Annotated in this window: 13 protein-coding genes, 6 tRNA genes and 1 pseudogene; 1 reads left to right on the forward strand and 19 read right to left on the reverse strand. The window is 63.8% G+C overall.

From position 1 onward, the window contains the following. Positions 1-33 precede the first annotated feature (33 nt). Positions 34-453 (forward strand): annotated as a pseudogene (locus AC56KL_RS01545) (transposase); the annotation flags it as partial. 263 nt (positions 454-716) lie between these two features. Here AC56KL_RS01545 and AC56KL_RS01550 read toward each other — a convergent pair. The 19 genes from AC56KL_RS01550 to AC56KL_RS01640 all read right to left on the reverse strand — a co-directional run bounded on the left by AC56KL_RS01550 (position 717) and on the right by AC56KL_RS01640 (position 16,779). Then, positions 717-3,533 carry a TonB-dependent receptor gene (locus AC56KL_RS01550; protein WP_497178394.1) on the reverse strand — a complete coding sequence of 939 codons (2,817 nt, stop codon included), beginning with the start codon at positions 3,531-3,533 and terminating at the stop codon, positions 717-719. A gap of 385 nt (positions 3,534-3,918) precedes the next feature. Then, positions 3,919-3,989: transfer RNA gene (locus tag AC56KL_RS01555), tRNA-Cys, on the reverse strand. A gap of 102 nt (positions 3,990-4,091) precedes the next feature. Next, positions 4,092-4,165, reverse strand: a tRNA-Cys gene (locus tag AC56KL_RS01560). Positions 4,166-4,239: 74 nt separating this feature from the next. Next, positions 4,240-4,315 (reverse strand) — tRNA-Gly (locus AC56KL_RS01565). Between the two features lie 28 nt (positions 4,316-4,343). Beyond that, positions 4,344-4,419 (reverse strand) — tRNA-Gly (locus tag AC56KL_RS01570). A 46-nt stretch (positions 4,420-4,465) separates the two neighbouring features. Beyond that, positions 4,466-4,541, reverse strand: a tRNA-Gly gene (locus tag AC56KL_RS01575). A gap of 81 nt (positions 4,542-4,622) precedes the next feature. After that, a tRNA-Gly gene (locus tag AC56KL_RS01580) sits at positions 4,623-4,698 on the reverse strand. Between the two features lie 100 nt (positions 4,699-4,798). Continuing rightward, complete coding sequence (pgsA, locus tag AC56KL_RS01585) at positions 4,799-5,377, reverse strand: CDP-diacylglycerol--glycerol-3-phosphate 3-phosphatidyltransferase (RefSeq protein WP_497178395.1); 579 nt, start codon at positions 5,375-5,377, stop codon at positions 4,799-4,801. A gap of 124 nt (positions 5,378-5,501) precedes the next feature. Next, positions 5,502-7,394 (reverse strand): excinuclease ABC subunit UvrC, encoded by a 1,893-nt coding sequence (gene uvrC / locus AC56KL_RS01590; protein WP_497178946.1) that lies wholly within the window; start codon positions 7,392-7,394, stop codon positions 5,502-5,504. Between the two features lie 219 nt (positions 7,395-7,613). Further along, entirely contained in the window at positions 7,614-8,015 is a 402-nt protein-coding gene (gene acpS / locus AC56KL_RS01595) for a holo-ACP synthase (protein WP_497178396.1), read from the reverse strand. After that, complete coding sequence (gene pdxJ / locus AC56KL_RS01600; protein WP_497178397.1) at positions 8,012-8,797, reverse strand: pyridoxine 5'-phosphate synthase; 786 nt, start codon at positions 8,795-8,797, stop codon at positions 8,012-8,014. Before pdxJ ends, acpS begins: the two co-directional genes overlap by 4 nt. Positions 8,798-8,806: 9 nt before the next feature. Further along, entirely contained in the window at positions 8,807-9,601 is a 795-nt protein-coding gene (gene recO, locus AC56KL_RS01605) for a DNA repair protein RecO (RefSeq protein WP_497178398.1), read from the reverse strand. A 24-nt stretch (positions 9,602-9,625) separates the two neighbouring features. Next, positions 9,626-10,609, reverse strand: a complete 984-nt coding sequence (gene era / locus AC56KL_RS01610; protein WP_497178399.1) for a GTPase Era — start codon at positions 10,607-10,609, stop codon at positions 9,626-9,628. Continuing rightward, positions 10,606-11,373 (reverse strand): ribonuclease III, encoded by a 768-nt coding sequence (gene rnc, locus AC56KL_RS01615; RefSeq protein WP_497178400.1) that lies wholly within the window; start codon positions 11,371-11,373, stop codon positions 10,606-10,608. Before rnc ends, era begins: the two co-directional genes overlap by 4 nt. Positions 11,374-11,460: 87 nt before the next feature. After that, a complete protein-coding gene (locus AC56KL_RS01620; protein ID WP_497178401.1) occupies positions 11,461-11,871 on the reverse strand; it encodes a DUF4845 domain-containing protein in 411 nt (136 codons plus the stop codon). 13 nt (positions 11,872-11,884) lie between these two features. Then, positions 11,885-12,802, reverse strand: coding sequence for a signal peptidase I (lepB, locus tag AC56KL_RS01625; RefSeq protein ID WP_497178402.1), 918 nt, complete (start codon positions 12,800-12,802; stop codon positions 11,885-11,887). Continuing rightward, positions 12,802-14,595: a translation elongation factor 4 gene (lepA, locus tag AC56KL_RS01630; protein ID WP_497178403.1), complete on the reverse strand. Its 1,794-nt coding sequence runs from the start codon at positions 14,593-14,595 to the stop codon at positions 12,802-12,804. The genes lepB and lepA overlap by 1 nt, the downstream gene beginning before the upstream one ends. Before the next feature lie 415 nt (positions 14,596-15,010). Next, positions 15,011-15,295 (reverse strand): glutaredoxin family protein, encoded by a 285-nt coding sequence (locus AC56KL_RS01635; protein WP_497178404.1) that lies wholly within the window; start codon positions 15,293-15,295, stop codon positions 15,011-15,013. Beyond that, positions 15,292-16,779 (reverse strand): DegQ family serine endoprotease, encoded by a 1,488-nt coding sequence (locus AC56KL_RS01640; RefSeq protein ID WP_497178405.1) that lies wholly within the window; start codon positions 16,777-16,779, stop codon positions 15,292-15,294. The genes AC56KL_RS01635 and AC56KL_RS01640 overlap by 4 nt, the downstream gene beginning before the upstream one ends. Positions 16,780-16,916 lie beyond the last annotated feature (137 nt).

Below are 16,916 nucleotides of genomic sequence, written 5' to 3' on the forward strand. Positions count from 1 at the left end.
TCGAACATCCGTCACGACAGATGGAAAACGACCATGCGCCCTCCCCGGTTCACCAAGTGGTTTGCCGAACTCCCCGCACTGAACCTTCCCCAGCGCCTCAAAGCGCTCGCAGCCCAGCACCCCGCCGCCGAACTCGACCAGGTAATCGCGCTCATCATTGACGCCGGCGCCACGTCCCGCTGCTGTCCAGCTTGCGGCTGTGATCGATACCATCGGCATGGCCATGCCAACGGCCTGCAGCGCTACCGCTGCCGCGACTGCCGCCGTACTTTCAACGACCTGAGCGGTACACCGCTGGCGCGGCTGCGGCTGCGTGAAAAGTGGCTGGATTATCTGGGGGCGGTGCTCGAATCGAAGTCGGTGCGAACAGCCGCCAGCCAGGTCGGCGTGCACCGCAACACCTCGTTTCGGTGGCGCCACCGTTTCAAGGATAGCCCCACGGACGAGCGGCCGTAGCAGCCGACGTGCATGCCCTGCCGCCAGCGCTTCCGGCGATGACTGAGCCGCTTTCGTGGAATAGCGTCGCCATGCTTGCCCAGGCACCGGGGCTGGCGCCGGGCGCTCGATGGCAAACGAGTGAGCTTCTGAAGCAATTGCCGGGCATTGCAAGCAGCGCATTCAATCGATCGCGCCGACTGCGCCAATGAAAAAGGGCGTTGCCGGTGTGAACCGGCAACGCCCCTTTCCAGCCAAGGGAATAGTCTTGAACGCCTGGCTTACATCTTCCAGCGCAAGGCGATCGAGGCCGAACGTCCGATCTGCACCGTACCGAAATTGGTCAAGGTCTCATTACCCGCACTGCCGAAGTTGTAGTACTGCCGCTGCATTTCGTTCGTCAGGTTGATGGCGGCGATATCCACCGACATCCGGTCGTTGATCTTGTACGAGATCTGCATGTCCACGCTCTTTTCCGGCTGGCGCCAGATGCCGATCGGATTCGCAAACAGCGCGGCTTCGTTCGTGGCCAGGAAGGCGGAGCGCCAGACATAGGACAGGCGCGCGCTGACCGGACCCTTTTCGTAAGCCAGGGTGGCGTTGTAGGAGCGGTCGGACACCCCGAAGAACGGCGTCTCGAGCTGCGCGATGATCTCGCCGGCGCTATTCGCCTCGGGAACGTTCTGCGACGAGCTGAGTCGGGTGTAGCTGCCCTGGAAGCCCAGGCCCTCGAGCGGCTGCGGCAGCCACTTCGGGAAGTAGATCAAGCCGAGCTCGATGCCTTTGATGGTGCCGTCGGAGGCATTGACCGGTGAGTTGATCACGTAGTCATAGCCGTTCGTATGGTCGCCGCCCGAGGTCGAGTTGCGGAACGGGTCATCCTCCGGTGCGACGCGAATCTTGCGGCGGAGGGGTACGACCAGGCCGTCGATCTTGCGCTTGAACAGGGTGCCGTAGAGCGCGCTGTCTTTCTGGAAGTACCATTCACCAGTGAGGTCGAAGTTCGTCGAGAGCGTCGGTTGCAGGTCGGGATTGCCGCCGGTGCCCGAGCCATACCCCACCCGCGACACGTCGTCGGCGAGTTGCAGGACGGGATTCAGGTCACCGAAGTTCGGGCGGCGCAGGGTTTTACCAAAGTTGAAGCGCGTGACGACGTCCCTGGTCAGGTCGTAAGTCAGGGTCAGGCTGGGCAGGAACCTGCTGGTCGACTTGCTGGCGCCGGAGGGCGTGACCGCCTTGGTGGTGGCATTGACCGAATAGAAGGTCATGTCGGTATCGACCTTGGTGTAGCGCACGCCGGCATTGGCGCGCAGGCGATTGCCGAACAGCTCGCTTTGGAAATTCCCCATCAAGTAGAGATTGCTCGTCTTTTCCTCCACCTCGAAGGTCTTCTGGAGGCTCAGCTTGTCCGTGGTCAGGAAGCTGCTGTTGACCGAGTTATAGAGCTTGCGCCACGCGTCGATATTGTCGCGGATGTAGTAGGCATTCGGCTCCACCCACGAGCGCGGAACGTCCGAGATATCCTTGCCGAAGTTCGAATTGGTAATCGAATACTGCGGCCCCAGCGAAGCCAGGTTGCGGCCCAGGAAGGCCGACTGCGTCCGGTTGGCCTCCGACGCCTTGCGTACGTCGTGGCGCACGCCGAACTGGAGCGTCTGCAGCGCTCCCCAGTCGGCATCGAACACGCCCGCCAGGGTGGCCGTCGCGGCGCTGCCCTTGTTGCGGTTGGCGTTATCGTAGAACTCCGCCACATTCCACTTGCTCGGGTCGGCCAGGTCGGCATTGTTATTGAAGCGGAAGGCCGTATCGCCGCCGGCATTGAAGTCGACGTCGATGGAAGGTGCGACGCGGTCGATCCGGGTGGCGGTGAACTGGGTGTCGAATTCGCTGGTCTGGTACGACAGGTCGCCGTCCAGCTTCAGGCGGTCGCTGATGTCCCACTTGCCGTTCAGGGCATACACGAAGGAATCGGTTTTCGATGTGGTGTAGTCGCCGCTGTTGAAGGAATAGACGTTGTTGACCTTGCGGGTCTTGATGACGTTCGTTCCCGGGAAGGTCGTGATCGTGCCCGCAGGGTTGCTGCCGAGATCGCCCCACCAGTCAGCAAAGCTGAACAGCAACTGATTGAAGGCCTTGTCGCGATAACCGTTGTACATCGACTCGAAGGTGTAGACCGCATCGCTGTTCGGCTTCCACTGCAAGGCGATGTTTGCGGCAGGACGCTTGCGCTCGCCCTGCACGTCGCTCTGGAACACGGCATCGCGCGCCAGGTAATAAGGATGCGCCTTGCCGTTGAAATTCAGCGTCGAACCCGCCGCCATCGGCAGGCCGGTACGGGTACCGGGCGCCCAGATATTGTTGTCGAAGATGCGCTGCAGCGGCGTATAACCTGCTGGAACTTCGGCCGCATTGGGGCTGGTGAACGGGACCATGGCGCCCGGCGTCACGCTTTCATTGCGGTAACGGGTCTGGGTCGCAGCCAGGTTGACCAGGGCGCCGACTTCGCCGATGCCAGTTTCCCAGCGGTTGCTGAACATGGCGCTGACCTGCGGATTCCACTTTTGTGCCGGATCCAGAAAGGTCTCGCGCGCCGTCAGCGACACTTGCGAACCCTTGAAATCGAAAGGCCGCAGCGACTTGACGTCCACCTGGCCGGCGATGCCGGTTTCCAGCTGGCTGGCGTCGCGGGTCTTGTAGACGTCGATCTGGCGAACCAGGGTCGAGGGAATATCTTGCAACGCGACCTGCGTGCCCGACGCGGTAAAGATGTTACGGCCATTCCAGGTGGTCTGGACGTCGGGCAGGCCACGGATGGACAGGGTGCCGACTTCGCCGCCGGCGCGGTTGGTGACCTGGATACCGGTCACGCGCTGCAGGGCTTCGACGACATTGTTGTCGGGCAGTTTGCCGATGTCTTCGGCAACAACCGATTCCACGACCTGGTCGCTGATGCGCTTGATTGCGAGGCTCTTGATGAGCGACGCCTTGACGCCCGTGACAACCACGGTCTGGGTATCGGTCGACTGCGTGGTGTCGGCAGCGGCTTGCGCCCACACCGAGGTGCTGCTGAGCAGGCCGGCGCCCATGAGCGCCGTCACGGTCCGCTTCAAGGCTAAAGGACGTGTTGATGCGTGCGATTTCATACGTCTCCTGAATTTTTTAGTTATGAGTTTATTGATTCTTAAATCGGGATTGCTGTAGATCATGTTAGAGACCCAACAATGATCAAGCTAATGACTTTTTCAGGGCTTCCAATATCGGTTTTGATATCGAACTAGTCTTTTAGGCAAGAAAACCGGAAGCGGGCGACCGTTATCCCAGCGCAGCACGTGCGTCGTGAACGCCATGTGAGGTCGGTACTGGGATGACTGCGGATGCGCGCTTACGTCGCGGCGCGTGCTGCCGGTCGGCGGAGTTCGTGGCTGCGCAGTGGCATAGACGAGAGAACGGGCCCTGTTCAGGCCCGTTCTTGAAGGATTCGAAAGGCGAGGACAGGAATCGAACCTGTCTCGGCGGCTTTGCAGGCCGCTGCATAACCTCTTTGCTACCTCGCCAGAACTCATCCTAGCGCAAGCGCCGCGTTCAGTTGTGTGCTGCCTCAAGAAACCGTACCGGAAAAGCAAACGGGCCCCGAAAGGGCCCGCGCTTGTTGGATCTGGAGGCGAGGACGGGAGTCGAACCCGTCTAGACGGCTTTGCAGGCCGCTGCATAACCGCTTTGCTACCTCGCCAGAGGTAATCTTAGGAACGCTGACCCGGCCGGTTATGTGCCGTATCAACCGAGAAGCAATGTCTTCTCTGAATTTGGAGCGGGAGAAGAGTCTCGAACTCTCGACCTCAACCTTGGCAAGGTTGCGCTCTACCAACTGAGCTACTCCCGCATTGGAGTATTACCTGTCGTAAAACCTTTGGAGCGGGAGAAGAGTCTCGAACTCTCGACCTCAACCTTGGCAAGGTTGCGCTCTACCAACTGAGCTACTCCCGCATTGGAGTCTTACTAAGCCTGTCGCACCAGCGCATCCGAAGATCACTGGAGCGGGAGAAGAGTCTCGAACTCTCGACCTCAACCTTGGCAAGGTTGCGCTCTACCAACTGAGCTACTCCCGCGTACAGAACAACGATTATCTCAGAACTTTGACATTTTCTCAAGTTTTCCAATCGTGCAATCGACCGTGTCACTTGAAAAACTGGAGCGGGAGAAGAGTCTCGAACTCTCGACCTCAACCTTGGCAAGGTTGCGCTCTACCAACTGAGCTACTCCCGCTTTGTCTTTCATTCTGCTGCGTTGTTGTCGCAACAGGCAGGCATTATAGAGATTCTATTCCATACGTCAAGGATGACACGGAACATTTCTTACAACTCAGTCAAATGGTCCCGGCCTTCTCTTTGATCAGCGGCCAGGCGCGCTGCAGGTAGTAGAACATCGACCAAACCGTGAGCACGCCGGCCAGCCACAGGAAGTACTCGCCCCAGTAGTGGCTGTCGACGCCGAAGATCACGTCATGGAACAGCAGCATCGGAATGGCCGTCATCTGGGCCGCGGTCTTGATCTTGCCGAGCGAGCTGACGGCCACCGACTTGGTGGCGCCGAGCTGGGCCATCCATTCGCGCAGTGCGGAGATGGTGATTTCGCGGCCGATGATGATGAAGGCGATGATGGCGTTCACGCGGTCCAACTGCACCAGCACCAGCAGCGCGCCGGCCACCATCAGCTTGTCGGCGACCGGGTCGAGGAAGGCGCCGAAGGCCGAGGTCTGGTTCCAGCGCCGCGCGAGGAAGCCGTCGAACCAGTCTGTGACGGCGGCGACGATGAACACCAGGGTGGCGGCCAGGTTGCGGTCGGCCAGCGGCAGCCAGTGGGTGGGAAGGTAGAAGACACCGACAACGAGGGGAATCAGCGCGACGCGTAACCAGGTCAGGAGAATCGGGATGTTGAAAGGCATAGGAAAAGCGCTGATTTTGGGAATGAAAGTTTGGGCGACAGTCTACATGGGTATTGCGAAATGGACTAGGTTACTCGTCTGTATGTGCCCCGGTTCGATCCCTTCGAGCCTGTCACATCGTCCCTCAGTGCAGTTGCCGGTAAATCTCCTCCGCCAGCGTACTCGAGATGCCCTCCACCGACATCAGGTCTTCCACGCTGGCGTCGATCACACCGCGCAGGCCGCCGAAGCGCGCCAGCAGGCGCTGGCGGCGCTTGGCGCCGATGCCTTCGATCTCTTCCAGGCGCGAGGTCTGCCTGGCCTTGGCGCGCTTGGCGCGCATGCCGGTGATCGCGAAGCGGTGCGCCTCGTCGCGGATCATGGCCACCAGCATCAGGGCCGCCGATTCCTTGCCCAGCTCCTGGGGCGCGCGGCCGTCGGCGAAGATCAGGGTCTCCAGGCCCACGCGGCGCCCTTCCCCCTTGGCCACGCCGACGATCATCGAGATACTCAAGCCCAGCTCCTCGAACACCTGGCGCGCCATCTCGACCTGGCCCTTGCCGCCGTCGACCAGCACGATGTCCGGCATGACGCCCTCGCCATTGGCCACCTTCTCGTAGCGGCGCTGCAGCACCTGGCGCATGGCGGCGTAGTCGTCGCCCGGCGTGATGCCGTTGATGTTGAAGCGGCGGTACTCGCCGTTCTGCATCCCGTGGTGGTGGAACACCACGCAGGAAGCCTGGGTCGCCTCGCCCGCCGTGTGGCTGATGTCGAAGCATTCGATGCGCAGCTCGTCCAGCGTGTCCTGGTCCAACCCCAGCGCCTCGGCCAGTGCGCGCGTGCGCGCCTGTTGCGAGCCCTGCTCGGACAGCAGGCGCGCCAGCGCGATCTCGGCCCCCTTGCAGGCCATCTCCAGCCACTGGCGGCGCTGGCCCTGCGGCTGGAAGATCAGGTTGATGCGGTGGCCGCACTGCTCGCTCAATGCCACGATCAGTTCCGGCTGGTCGAACTCGATGTTCAGGATCAGCGTGCCGGGGATGAACTGCCCTCCGTAGTGCTGGGCCAGAAAGGCGCATAGCACCTCCACTTCGAGCGGACATTCACCAAGCGATTCACCCACATGGGTCGGGAAGTAGGCGCGGTCGCCCAGGTGGCGCCCGCCGCGCACCATGGCCAGGTTGACGCAGGCGCGCCCGCCCTGCACCGTCACGGCGATCACGTCGACGTCGGCGTCGCCCACGGTTTCCATGCTCTGCGCGTGCAGCACTTTCGACAGGGCCTGGATCTGGTTGCGGATGCTGGCGGCCTGCTCGAACTTCAGTTCCATCGCGTAGGCCTGCATCTTCTGCTCGAGGTCGGCCAGCACCTCGGTCTGGCGCCCGCGCAGGAAGCGTGCCGCGTTGTCGACGTCGCGCGCATAGTCTTCCGGCGCGATCAGGTCGACGCAGGGCGCGCTGCAGCGGCCGATCTGGTGCAGCAGGCAGGGACGCGTGCGGTTGCTGTAGACGCTGTCCTCGCAGGTGCGCAGCAGGAAGACCCGCTGCAGCAGCTGGATCGATTCCTTGGCCGCCCAGGCGGAAGGGAAAGGCCCGAAGTACTGGTTCTTCTTGTCGAGCGCGCCGCGGTAGTAGCCCAGGCGCGGCGCCTCGCCGCCGGAGATCTTGATGTAGGGGTAGCTCTTGTCGTCGCGGAACAGGATGTTGTAGCGCGGCTTGAGCGACTTGATCAGGTTGTTTTCCAGGATCAGCGCCTCGGCCTCGCTGCTCGTCACCGTCGTTTCCAGTTGCGCGATCTGCGACACCATCATCGCGATGCGCGGACTCGACAGGTTTTTCTGGAAGTAGCTCGACACCCGGTTCTTGAGGTTGCGCGCCTTGCCCACGTAGAGCACGTTGCCGTTGGCGTCGAAATAACGGTACACGCCCGGCAGGCCGGGCAGCTTGGCCACGGTTGCCAGCACCTGCTCGCGCGCCTCTTCGCCCGGCTGCACCGGTTGTGCCGCGTCGCCCTTCAAAGTCGCTTTCAATTCTTCTTTCATGGCCTGCCAGCTGTCCGGCCGCACGCGTGGCGTGACGGCCTGGTTCTTCCTGATCCCGGGTTTGGCGGCGCCGATGCGCGCAGGCCCGGCGGGCAACTCCGGCATCGGCGCCCCGCCGCTCGCGACATACACCGCATGATCCACCACGCCCTCATCCCGCGACGGCTCCACCGCCACGGACACGTCCACATCCTTGCTCACTGCTCACTCGCTCGGCCTTTATGCGGCCATATCCCTGGTCACGATCACGAAGGCCACCGCATAATCGGCCTCGTCGCTGACTGTCACCTGCGCGCTCAAGCCGTTGGCGCGCATGAATTCCTCCAGCGCCCCGCTGCACACGATCACCGGCTTGCCGCTGGGCGCGTTGAGCATCTGGGCCGAGCGCCAGGTCATCGGCATGCGCATGCCCATCCCGATCGCTTTCGAGAACGCCTCCTTGGCCGAGAAGCGGGTGGCCAGGAAGCGCAGGCCGCGCACCGCGTTCTTGCTGCTCCGCGCACGGTATTTCGCCAGTTCCTCGGGGCCGAGGATCTTCTCGGCGAAACGCGGGCCGCTGCGTGCAAGCGCCGCCTCGACACGCGAGATCTGGACGATGTCGGTGCCGATCCCGTAGATCATCCCAGGCTCCCGGGGGCCGCCGCATACTGCACGCCCAGGCGCGCGGCCACCATGATGGCCTTCATCTCGCGCACCGCGTTCTCCCAGCCTGCGAACAGCGCGTGGCCGACGATCGCGTGGCCGATGTTCAGCTCGTGGATATCGGCGATCGCCGCGATCGGCTGCACGTTGGTGTAGTGAAGGCCGTGGCCGGCGTTGACGCGCAGGCCGCGCGCGGCGCCCGCGTGCACGCCGGCCTTGATGCGCTCGATCTCGCGCAGCGCTTCCTCGCCTTCGGCTTCCGCATAGCGGCCCGTATGGAGTTCGATGACGGTGGCGCCCACCGCCCTCGCCGCCTCGATCTGGGCTTCGTCGGCATCGATGAACAGCGACACGCGGATGCCTTCCGCCGTGAGCTGCTGCACCGCCGCTTCCACTTCCTTGTAGTAGCGGATCACGTCCAGGCCGCCCTCGGTAGTGACCTCCTCGCGCCGTTCCGGCACCAGGCACACGTCCTGCGGCTTGACCCGGCAGGCGAAGTCGATCATCTCGCGGGTGACGGCCGCCTCCAGGTTCATGCGCGTTCCCAGGAGAGGGCGCAGCGCCAGCACGTCCGCATCCTTGATGTGGCGGCGGTCTTCGCGCAGGTGCAGCGTGATCAGGTCGGCGCCGGCCTGCTCGGCCAGCAGGGCCGCGCGGATCGGGTCCGGGTAGGTGGTGCCGCGCGCATTGCGCACGGTGGCCACGTGGTCGATGTTGACGCCGAGGTCGATGACGGAGCCGAGGGGTTGCAGGAAGCTCATGTGTGGTCTTTATAGTTGCATCAGGTCGATCAAAATCTGGCGCGTGTTCAGCGGCGCGCCGCCCAGGTGGTGCGCCAGCAGGAAGCGCATCAGCTGCTTGCTCTGCGCCTGCGTGACCGGGTCGCTGTAATCCTCGCGCTCCATGTCGAGCAGGGTCTTGCCGCTCACCACCGGCCAGGCGTCGGCCGGCACGGCTTCGCGCGCGCCCTTTTCCGGGTCCACCACGTAGTCGCGCGCCGGGTCGACCGGGCCGCGCGTCGTGGTCGAACGGCCCAGGTCGGCGGCGACGCCCGTTTCCTTAAGTAAGGCCCGTTCGAACTTTCGCAAGACGATGGGCGGCGATTCGCCGTGGGCCAGCTGGTTGAGCGTGGAAACGTAGTGGTCGAACAAGGCGGGGTGCTTGTCGTCGCGCGCCAGCAGTTTCACCAGCAGTTCGTTGAGATAGAAGCCGCACAGCAGCGCCGTCCGCTCCAGCGGCAGCATGCCGCCGACCCATTCGGCATCGATCAGGGTGCGCAGTTCCAGCTTGCCGGTGAACGAGACCGACAGCGGCTGGAAGGTCTGCAGCACGCCGCGCAGCTTGGAGAGCGGGCGCTTGGCGCCCTTCGCCACCACGCCCACGCGGCCGAAGTCGCGCGTGAACATGTCCACGATCAGGCTGGTTTCCTTGTAGGGATAGCTGTGCAGGACGAAGCCCGGCTGGCCCGTCACGCGCGTGTCGCGCAGCGGCGGACGGCTGCGCTTGGCCGCTACCGGAGCGCTCGGCGCCGGTGTGTCGATGAGGTCGTCGTCTTGAATGGGCATGCGCCGGGGACGGCCTTCAGATCATTACTCGTAACCGTAGGCGCGCAGGCCGGCTTCGTTGTCGGCCCAGCCGGATTTCACCTTCACCCAGATTTCCAGGTACACGGGGCCGCCGAACAGCTTTTCCATGTCCAGCCGCGACTGGGTCGAGATCTCCTTCAGGCGCGCACCCTTGTTCCCGATGATCATGGACTTGTGCGTGTCGCGCTCGACCAGGATGGCGCAGAAGATGCGGCGCAGGTTGCCCTCCTGCAGGAACTGCTCGATGATCACGGTGCTCGTGTAGGGCAGCTCGTCGCCCAGCAGGCGGAACACCTTTTCGCGCACGATCTCGGCGGCCAGGAATTTCTCGCTGCGGTCGGTGATGTCGTCCGGCCCGAAGATCGGCGGGTTTTCCGGCAGGTGGCGCTTGATCTCGTTTTCCAGCGCATCGACCTGGAAGCGCATCTTGGCCGAGACCGGCACGATGGCGGTGAAGTCGCGCAGCGCGGCAAGCTTTTGCGCGAAGGGCATCAAGACCGCCTTGTCCTTGATGCGGTCCGACTTGTTGATGACCAGTACTACCGGGACGTTCTTCGGCAACAGGTCCAGCACCTGCTGGTCGGCCGGGCCGAAGGTGCCAGCCTCCACCAGGAACAGGATCACGTCCGAGGACGTCAGGGTGTTCGAGACCGTCTTGTTCAGCGTCTTGTTGAGCGCGTTGGCATGGCGGGTCTGGAAGCCCGGCGTGTCGACGTAGATGAACTGGGCGTCGTCACGGGTCTGGATGCCGGTGATGCGGTGGCGCGTGGTCTGGGCCTTGCGCGAGGTGATCGACACCTTGGCGCCGATCAGCACGTTCATCAGGGTCGACTTGCCCACGTTCGGGCGTCCGACGATGGCGATGTAGCCGCAGCGGAATCCTTCGGCAGCGCCCGTCGTCTCGCCGCGGTAATTCTCAACGTCCTTATCTTCAACGCCGTCGTGTTCGACGCCGTCATTCTCGACGCCGTTATTTTCCATATTCATGCTGTCTTGCTTCCTGGTTGTTCCGGTTGGACCGCGGCGCCGTCGCCCTGGATGGTGGCGATGCCCAGCTTGAGCTGGGCGGCGCGCGGCCTGGTCTTGCGGGCGGACGGCGCCTTGGTCAGCGCGGCCTGGGCGGCTTCCAGCGCCAGCCTGGCGGCGGCCTGCTCGCCGGCGCGGCGGCTGCCGCCGCGGCCGAACACCTGCACGTTCAGCTTGGGCACCAGGCACTCGACTTCGAATTCCTGGCTGTGCGCCGCGCCGTGCGTGGCCACCACGTTGTAGGTCGGCAGGGCGACCTTCCTGCTCTGCAGGAATTCCTGCAGCAGGGTCTTGGCATCCTTGCCGAGCGTCGCCGGGTCGACCGTGTCGAGCAGCGGGATGTAGAAGGCGCGGATCGCGTCGCGCGCGGCGTCGAAGCCGGTGTCGAGGAATATCGCGCCCAGCAGGGCTTCCAGGGTGTCGGCCAGGATCGAGGGGCGGCGGAAACCGCCCGATTTCAGCTCGCCCTCCCCCAGCCGCAGGAATTGCGACAGCTCGAGCTTCTGGGCGATCTCGAACAGCGACTGCTGCTTGACCAGGTTGGCGCGCAGGCGCGACAGGTCGCCTTCGTCCAGATGGGTAAAGCGCTCGTACAGGATCGAGGCCACCACGCAGTTCAGGATCGAGTCGCCCAGGAATTCCAGGCGTTCGTTATGCAGCGCGCTATGGCTACGGTGAGTCAGGGCTTGCTGGAGCAGGCCCGTGTCCCGGAATGTGTAACCCAAGCGTGTTTGCAATAACTGTAGATTCATTGTGCTGTCGTGAGGTCGACGGCCACGAAGCCGGCCGATCGCTGTTGCTTGTTTGTTACGTTAGCGCGAGGCCGCTTCGGCCCCATCCGCTTCTTTTGCCGCCACCACGCCGCTCGGGTCGGTCGTGCCCGCGTAATCGATCAGCAGGCTGACATTCCCCACCAATGGCACGCGCTTCTCATAGGCAAAGCTGACCTGGGTCTCACCGTCTTCGCTGGTGATGGTCAGGTCGCGGCCCTTGACGGCGCTGACGTTGTTCATGTCGGCGCTCTTGTCGAAGGCTACCTGTATTTCGCGCGGCGTGCCGCCAGCTTCCTTGGCGCGCACGATGGCGTCCTTGACGGCGCTGTATTCCGAATACGCCGGCACCAGCTTGAGCGCGAGCACGGCGCCGGCGCCGAGAACGGCCAGGACGAGGATGAGGCCGGTCAGCGATATGCCGGACTGGCGAGCAGGATTGCGCTTGTGCATGAGGATCTCCGGGTTACTGGATGCCGCCGATCCGCTTCAGATCGCCGAAGTTCATCCAGACGACGATCGCCTTGCCAACAATGTTCTTGTCCGGAACGAAGCCCCAATAGCGGCTGTCGGCACTGTTGTCGCGGTTATCGCCCATCATGAAGTAGTTGCCTGGAGGTACGATACAGGTAAATTTGTCGTAGGAATAGTCGCAGGCTTCACGATTCGGGAAATTCTCCACGGCGCCGAGGTCGAAGCTGCGCTTGCCGTCGGAATTCAGGATGCGGTGCGGCACGGCAGTCAGTTGCTCGGTGAACTGCTTGTGGTAGATCGGGTGCTGGTCGTCCAGGTAGTCGTCCAGCGGGGTGAGTTCCACCGGCTTGCCATTCACGGTCAGGCGCTTGTTCTCGTACGTGACGCGGTCGCCCGGCACGCCGATGATGCGCTTGATGTAGTCCTGGCTCATGTCCTTCGGATACTTGAACACCATCACGTCGCCACGCTGCGGGTCGCCCACGTCGATGATCTTCTTGTTGATGATCGGCAGGCGGATGCCATAGGCGTACTTGTTCACGAGGATGAAGTCGCCCACCAGCAGGGTCGGCACCATCGACGAGGACGGGATCTTGAACGGCTCCCACAGGAAGGAGCGCAGGATGAAGACCAGCGCGATCACCGGGAAGAAACTGCCCGAGTACTCGATCCAGGTCGGCTGGCGCAAGTGGGCCTGCTCGATCGCGGCGCGCCCGTTGCCGCTGTCGACCTTGATGCCCTCAGCCGTCAGTTTGCTGGTGCGCCTATCGTATTCGGCCAGGGCGGCATCCGCCTTGCGGCGGCGCGCCTTGGCCAGGACGAACACATCCAGGCACCAGATGACGCCGGTGACCACCATCAGCACGAACAGGATCAGAGCGAAATTGCTCAGGATAGGTTGCATATCCATTATTTATCATCCACCTGCAGGATAGCCAGGAAGGCTTCCTGCGGAATCTCCACCGAACCGACCTGCTTCATGCGCTTCTTGCCGGCCTTCTGTTTCTCAAGCAGCTTCTTCTTGCGCGAGATGTCGCCGCCATAGCACTTGGCCAGCACGTTCTTGCGCAGCGCCTTGACGTTCTCGCGCGAGATGATGGTGGCGCCGATCGCGGCCTGGATCGCCACGTCGAACATCTGGCGCGGGATCAGTTCGCGCATCTTGGCCGCCACCTGGCGTCCGCGGTACGGGGCGTTGGCGCGGTGCACGATGATCGCCAGCGCATCGACCTTCTCGCTGTTGATCAGCATGTCGACCTTCACCACGTCGGCGGCGCGGTTTTCCTTGAACTCGTAATCCATCGAGGCGTAACCGCGCGAGGTGGACTTGAGGCGGTCGAAGAAGTCCAGCACGATCTCCGCCATCGGGATCTCGTAGTGCAGCTTGACCTGGCGGCCGTGGTAGGCCATGTCCATCTGGACGCCGCGCTTGCCGTTACACAGGGTCATCACCGCGCCCACGTACTCTTGCGGCATGTACAGGTTGACGTCGACGATCGGCTCGCGCACTTCGTTGATCTTGGACGGCTCCGGCATCTTCGACGGGTTGTCGACGCGGATCATCGTCCCGTCGCGCATCTCGACCTCATACACGACGGTCGGCGCGGTGGTGATCAGGTCCATGTCGAACTCGCGCTCGAGGCGTTCCTGCACGATCTCCATGTGCAGCAGGCCCAGGAAGCCGCAGCGGAAGCCGAAGCCCAGCGCCTGCGACACTTCCGGCTCGTACATCAGGGCGGCGTCGTTCAGCTTGAGCTTCTCCAGCGAGTCGCGCAGCGCGTCGTACTGGTTGGCTTCGACCGGGAACAAACCGGCGAAGACCTGCGGCTGGACTTCCTTGAAGCCCGGCAGCGGCGCCGGGGCCGGCTTGCCTGCCAGGGTGACGGTATCGCCCACCTTGGCGGCGGTCAGTTCCTTGATGCCGGCGATGACGAAGCCCACCTGCCCCGCCGCCAGTTCCGGCAGCGAGACCGAACGCGGGGTGAACACGCCGACGCTCTCGACCAGGTTGACCGAACCGGTCGCCATCAACAGGATCTTTTCCTTCGGGCGCAGGGTGCCGTTGACCACGCGCACCAGCATCACGACGCCCACGTAGGGGTCGTACCAGGAATCGACGATCAGGGCCTGCAGCGGCGCCTCGGGGTCGCCCTTGGGCGGCGGCACCTTGGCGATCAGGGTTTCCAGCACGTCTTCCACGCCCAGGCCGGTCTTGGCCGAGCAGACCGTGGCGTCCGTGGCGTCGATGCCGATGACGTCCTCGATTTCCTTTTTGGCATTGTCCGGGTCGGCATGCGGCAGGTCGATCTTGTTCAGGATCGGCACCACTTCCACGCCGAGGTCGAGCGCGGTGTAGCAATTGGCGACGGTCTGGGCTTCCACGCCCTGCGAGGCGTCGACCACCAGCAGCGCGCCTTCGCACGCCGACAGCGAGCGCGAGACTTCATAGCTGAAGTCGACGTGGCCGGGGGTGTCGATCAGGTTCAGGTTGTAGACCTGGCCGTCGCGCGCCTTGTACTGCAGGGCCGCGGTCTGGGCCTTGATGGTGATGCCGCGCTCGCGCTCCAGGTCCATCGAGTCGAGCACCTGCGCGTCCATCTCGCGCTCCGACAGGCCGCCGCACAGCTGGATGATGCGGTCGGCCAGGGTCGATTTGCCGTGGTCGATGTGGGCGATGATGGAGAAGTTACGTATGTTGTTCATTAACAAAGCTCAAAACCAAAAAGGCCGCGGGCAGCGGCAGTACGGCAAACAGGGTGCAGGACGGGATCGTCATGCAAGTACGCGTCATGCAAAAAAGCGCTCCGTGGGGGCATGCCGGTCCCCGGCCGAAGCGCTTGCGAAAAGCGAATGGAGGCGTCAGCGGATCGTGTATTTGAGGGCGGACGCTTTTCCGACCCCGCATTTTACCGGATTCCGCGCGGGAAAGCCCGGTTTTGGGGTCGGCGAGAGGGGAGAAAGGTGGTTTGGACCCGCGTTAGAGACGATATCGCGGTTTTCGTAGCGTGGGCGGGTCTCCCGCCCACGCGGTCAGCTATAGGTGCTGCAGCCTGTGCGGCTCTTTACATCCAACTATCGCCGCGTGGGCGGGGAACCCGCCCACCCTACGACGACGATCCTAGGCGGCAACCGCTGTACAGGCATCCGCCCAGCCACGCGCAGCGGCCGGGTCGAGGAAGTAATGGCACAGCTCCTCCCCCGCCGGGTCGCCGAACAGCACCGGCACCAGCTCGTCGAAGCGCGCCACCAGCGCCGGATCGGCATCGACGTCGACAACTGCGACCTCGAAGCGCGCGCCCGGCCCCTGCAGTGCCAGCAGCGCCTGCCGCATGTCTTCGCACAGGTGACAGTAGCTGCGGGAATATAGCGTGAAGGGAACGACCCGCGTTGCCTTCGTGCTCACTGGCGCGGCTTCACGACGATGTACTGGGCGACGTTCTCGCGCCGCACCAGCAGGGCCACCGGCTTTTTCGGGTCCAGCTTGGCGACCAGCGCATTGAACTGGGCGGCATTGGCCACCTGGGTATTGCCGACCTGCGAAATCACGTCGCCGGGGCGGATGCCGGCCGTGGCCGCCGTGCCGTCGGAGGACTCGACCAGCACGCCGCCGTCGATGCCCAGTTCGCCGCGCTGGGCCGCCGGGATGTCGGAGACGACCAGGCCGAGCGCGTTCGGCGCGGCGCCCGGGGTCGGCTTCTTCGGCGTCGTGCGGGCCGTGGGCGAGCGTTCGTCCTGCAGCTCGACGATGGTCACCGGCACCTCGAGCTGGGCGCCGCGGCGCCACACGGTGACGGTGGCGCGGCTGCCCACCTTGGTGGCGCCGACCAGGCGCGGCAGGTCGCGCGTGGTCTCGATCGGCTGGTTGTTGAATTTCAGGATGATGTCGCCGACCTTGATGCCGCCCTTCTCGGCCGGTCCGCCCGCCTCCACCATCGATACTTCGGCGCCGCGCGCCTTGCCCAGGCCGAGGGATTCGGCCACGTCGCGCGTGACTTCGCTGATCTGCACGCCCAGGCGGCCGCGCGTGACCTTGCCGGTGGTCTTGAGCTGGTCGGCCACGCGCATCACTTCGTCGATCGGCACGGCGAAGGAGATGCCGTTGTAGGCGCCGGACAGGGTGGCGATCTGCGAATTGATGCCGATGACTTCACCACGCATATTGATCAGGGGGCCGCCCGAGTTGCCCGGATTGACCGCGACGTCGGACTGGATCAGGGGCAGGTATTCGCCGGTGTCGCGCGACTTGGCGGAAATGATGCCGGCCGTGACGGTATTGTCGAGGTTGAACGGCGAGCCGATCGCCACCACCCACTCGCCGACCCGGATCTTGCTCGAGTCGCCGGTGCGCAGGTAAGGCAGGTTGCCGGCGGACAGCTTGAGCAGGGCCACGTCGGAGCGGCGGTCGGAGCCCAGCACCTTGGCCTTGAACTCGCGGCGGTCGGTGAGGGTGACGGTGACTTCGTCCGCGCCTTCCACCACATGGGCATTGGTCAGCACGAAGCCGTCGGCGGAGATGATGAAGCCGGAACCGACGCCGCGCGTCACCTGCTCCTCGGCGCCGCCTGGTCCTCCCGGTGCGCCCGGCCGGCCCTGTCCGCGCCCGCCGCCGCGCGGAATCTGGCCGCCGAAGAAGCGCCGCAGGAATTCCTGCATTTCTTCCTCGCCGGGCATGCCCTGGCCCCGGCTGACGCGTTCGGTGGTGCGGATGTTGACCACGGCCGGACCGACCTTGTCGATCAGGTCGGAAAAGTCGGGCAGTCCGGTCACCACCGGCGTTTGCACCGGCGCTGCCGCCATGGCGGTGGAAGGGAACAGGAAGCCACCGCCTGCGGCCAGCATGGCCGACAGGATCAGGCGTGCGGTATGACGGGAGAAGTGGCGGGTCATGGGCTGGGCTTGGGAAGGCTGAGATTGACTTTATGGTAAGCCAAAAACCACGCTTTGTCGCGTGCTGCACGGGCCGGCCGCACTGCCATCGACGCAGGAACAGCGGGTCGGCGCTGGTACAGCGCGCCGTCTGTGAT

Source organism: Telluria sp. ZB4P34, assembly GCF_059686055.1.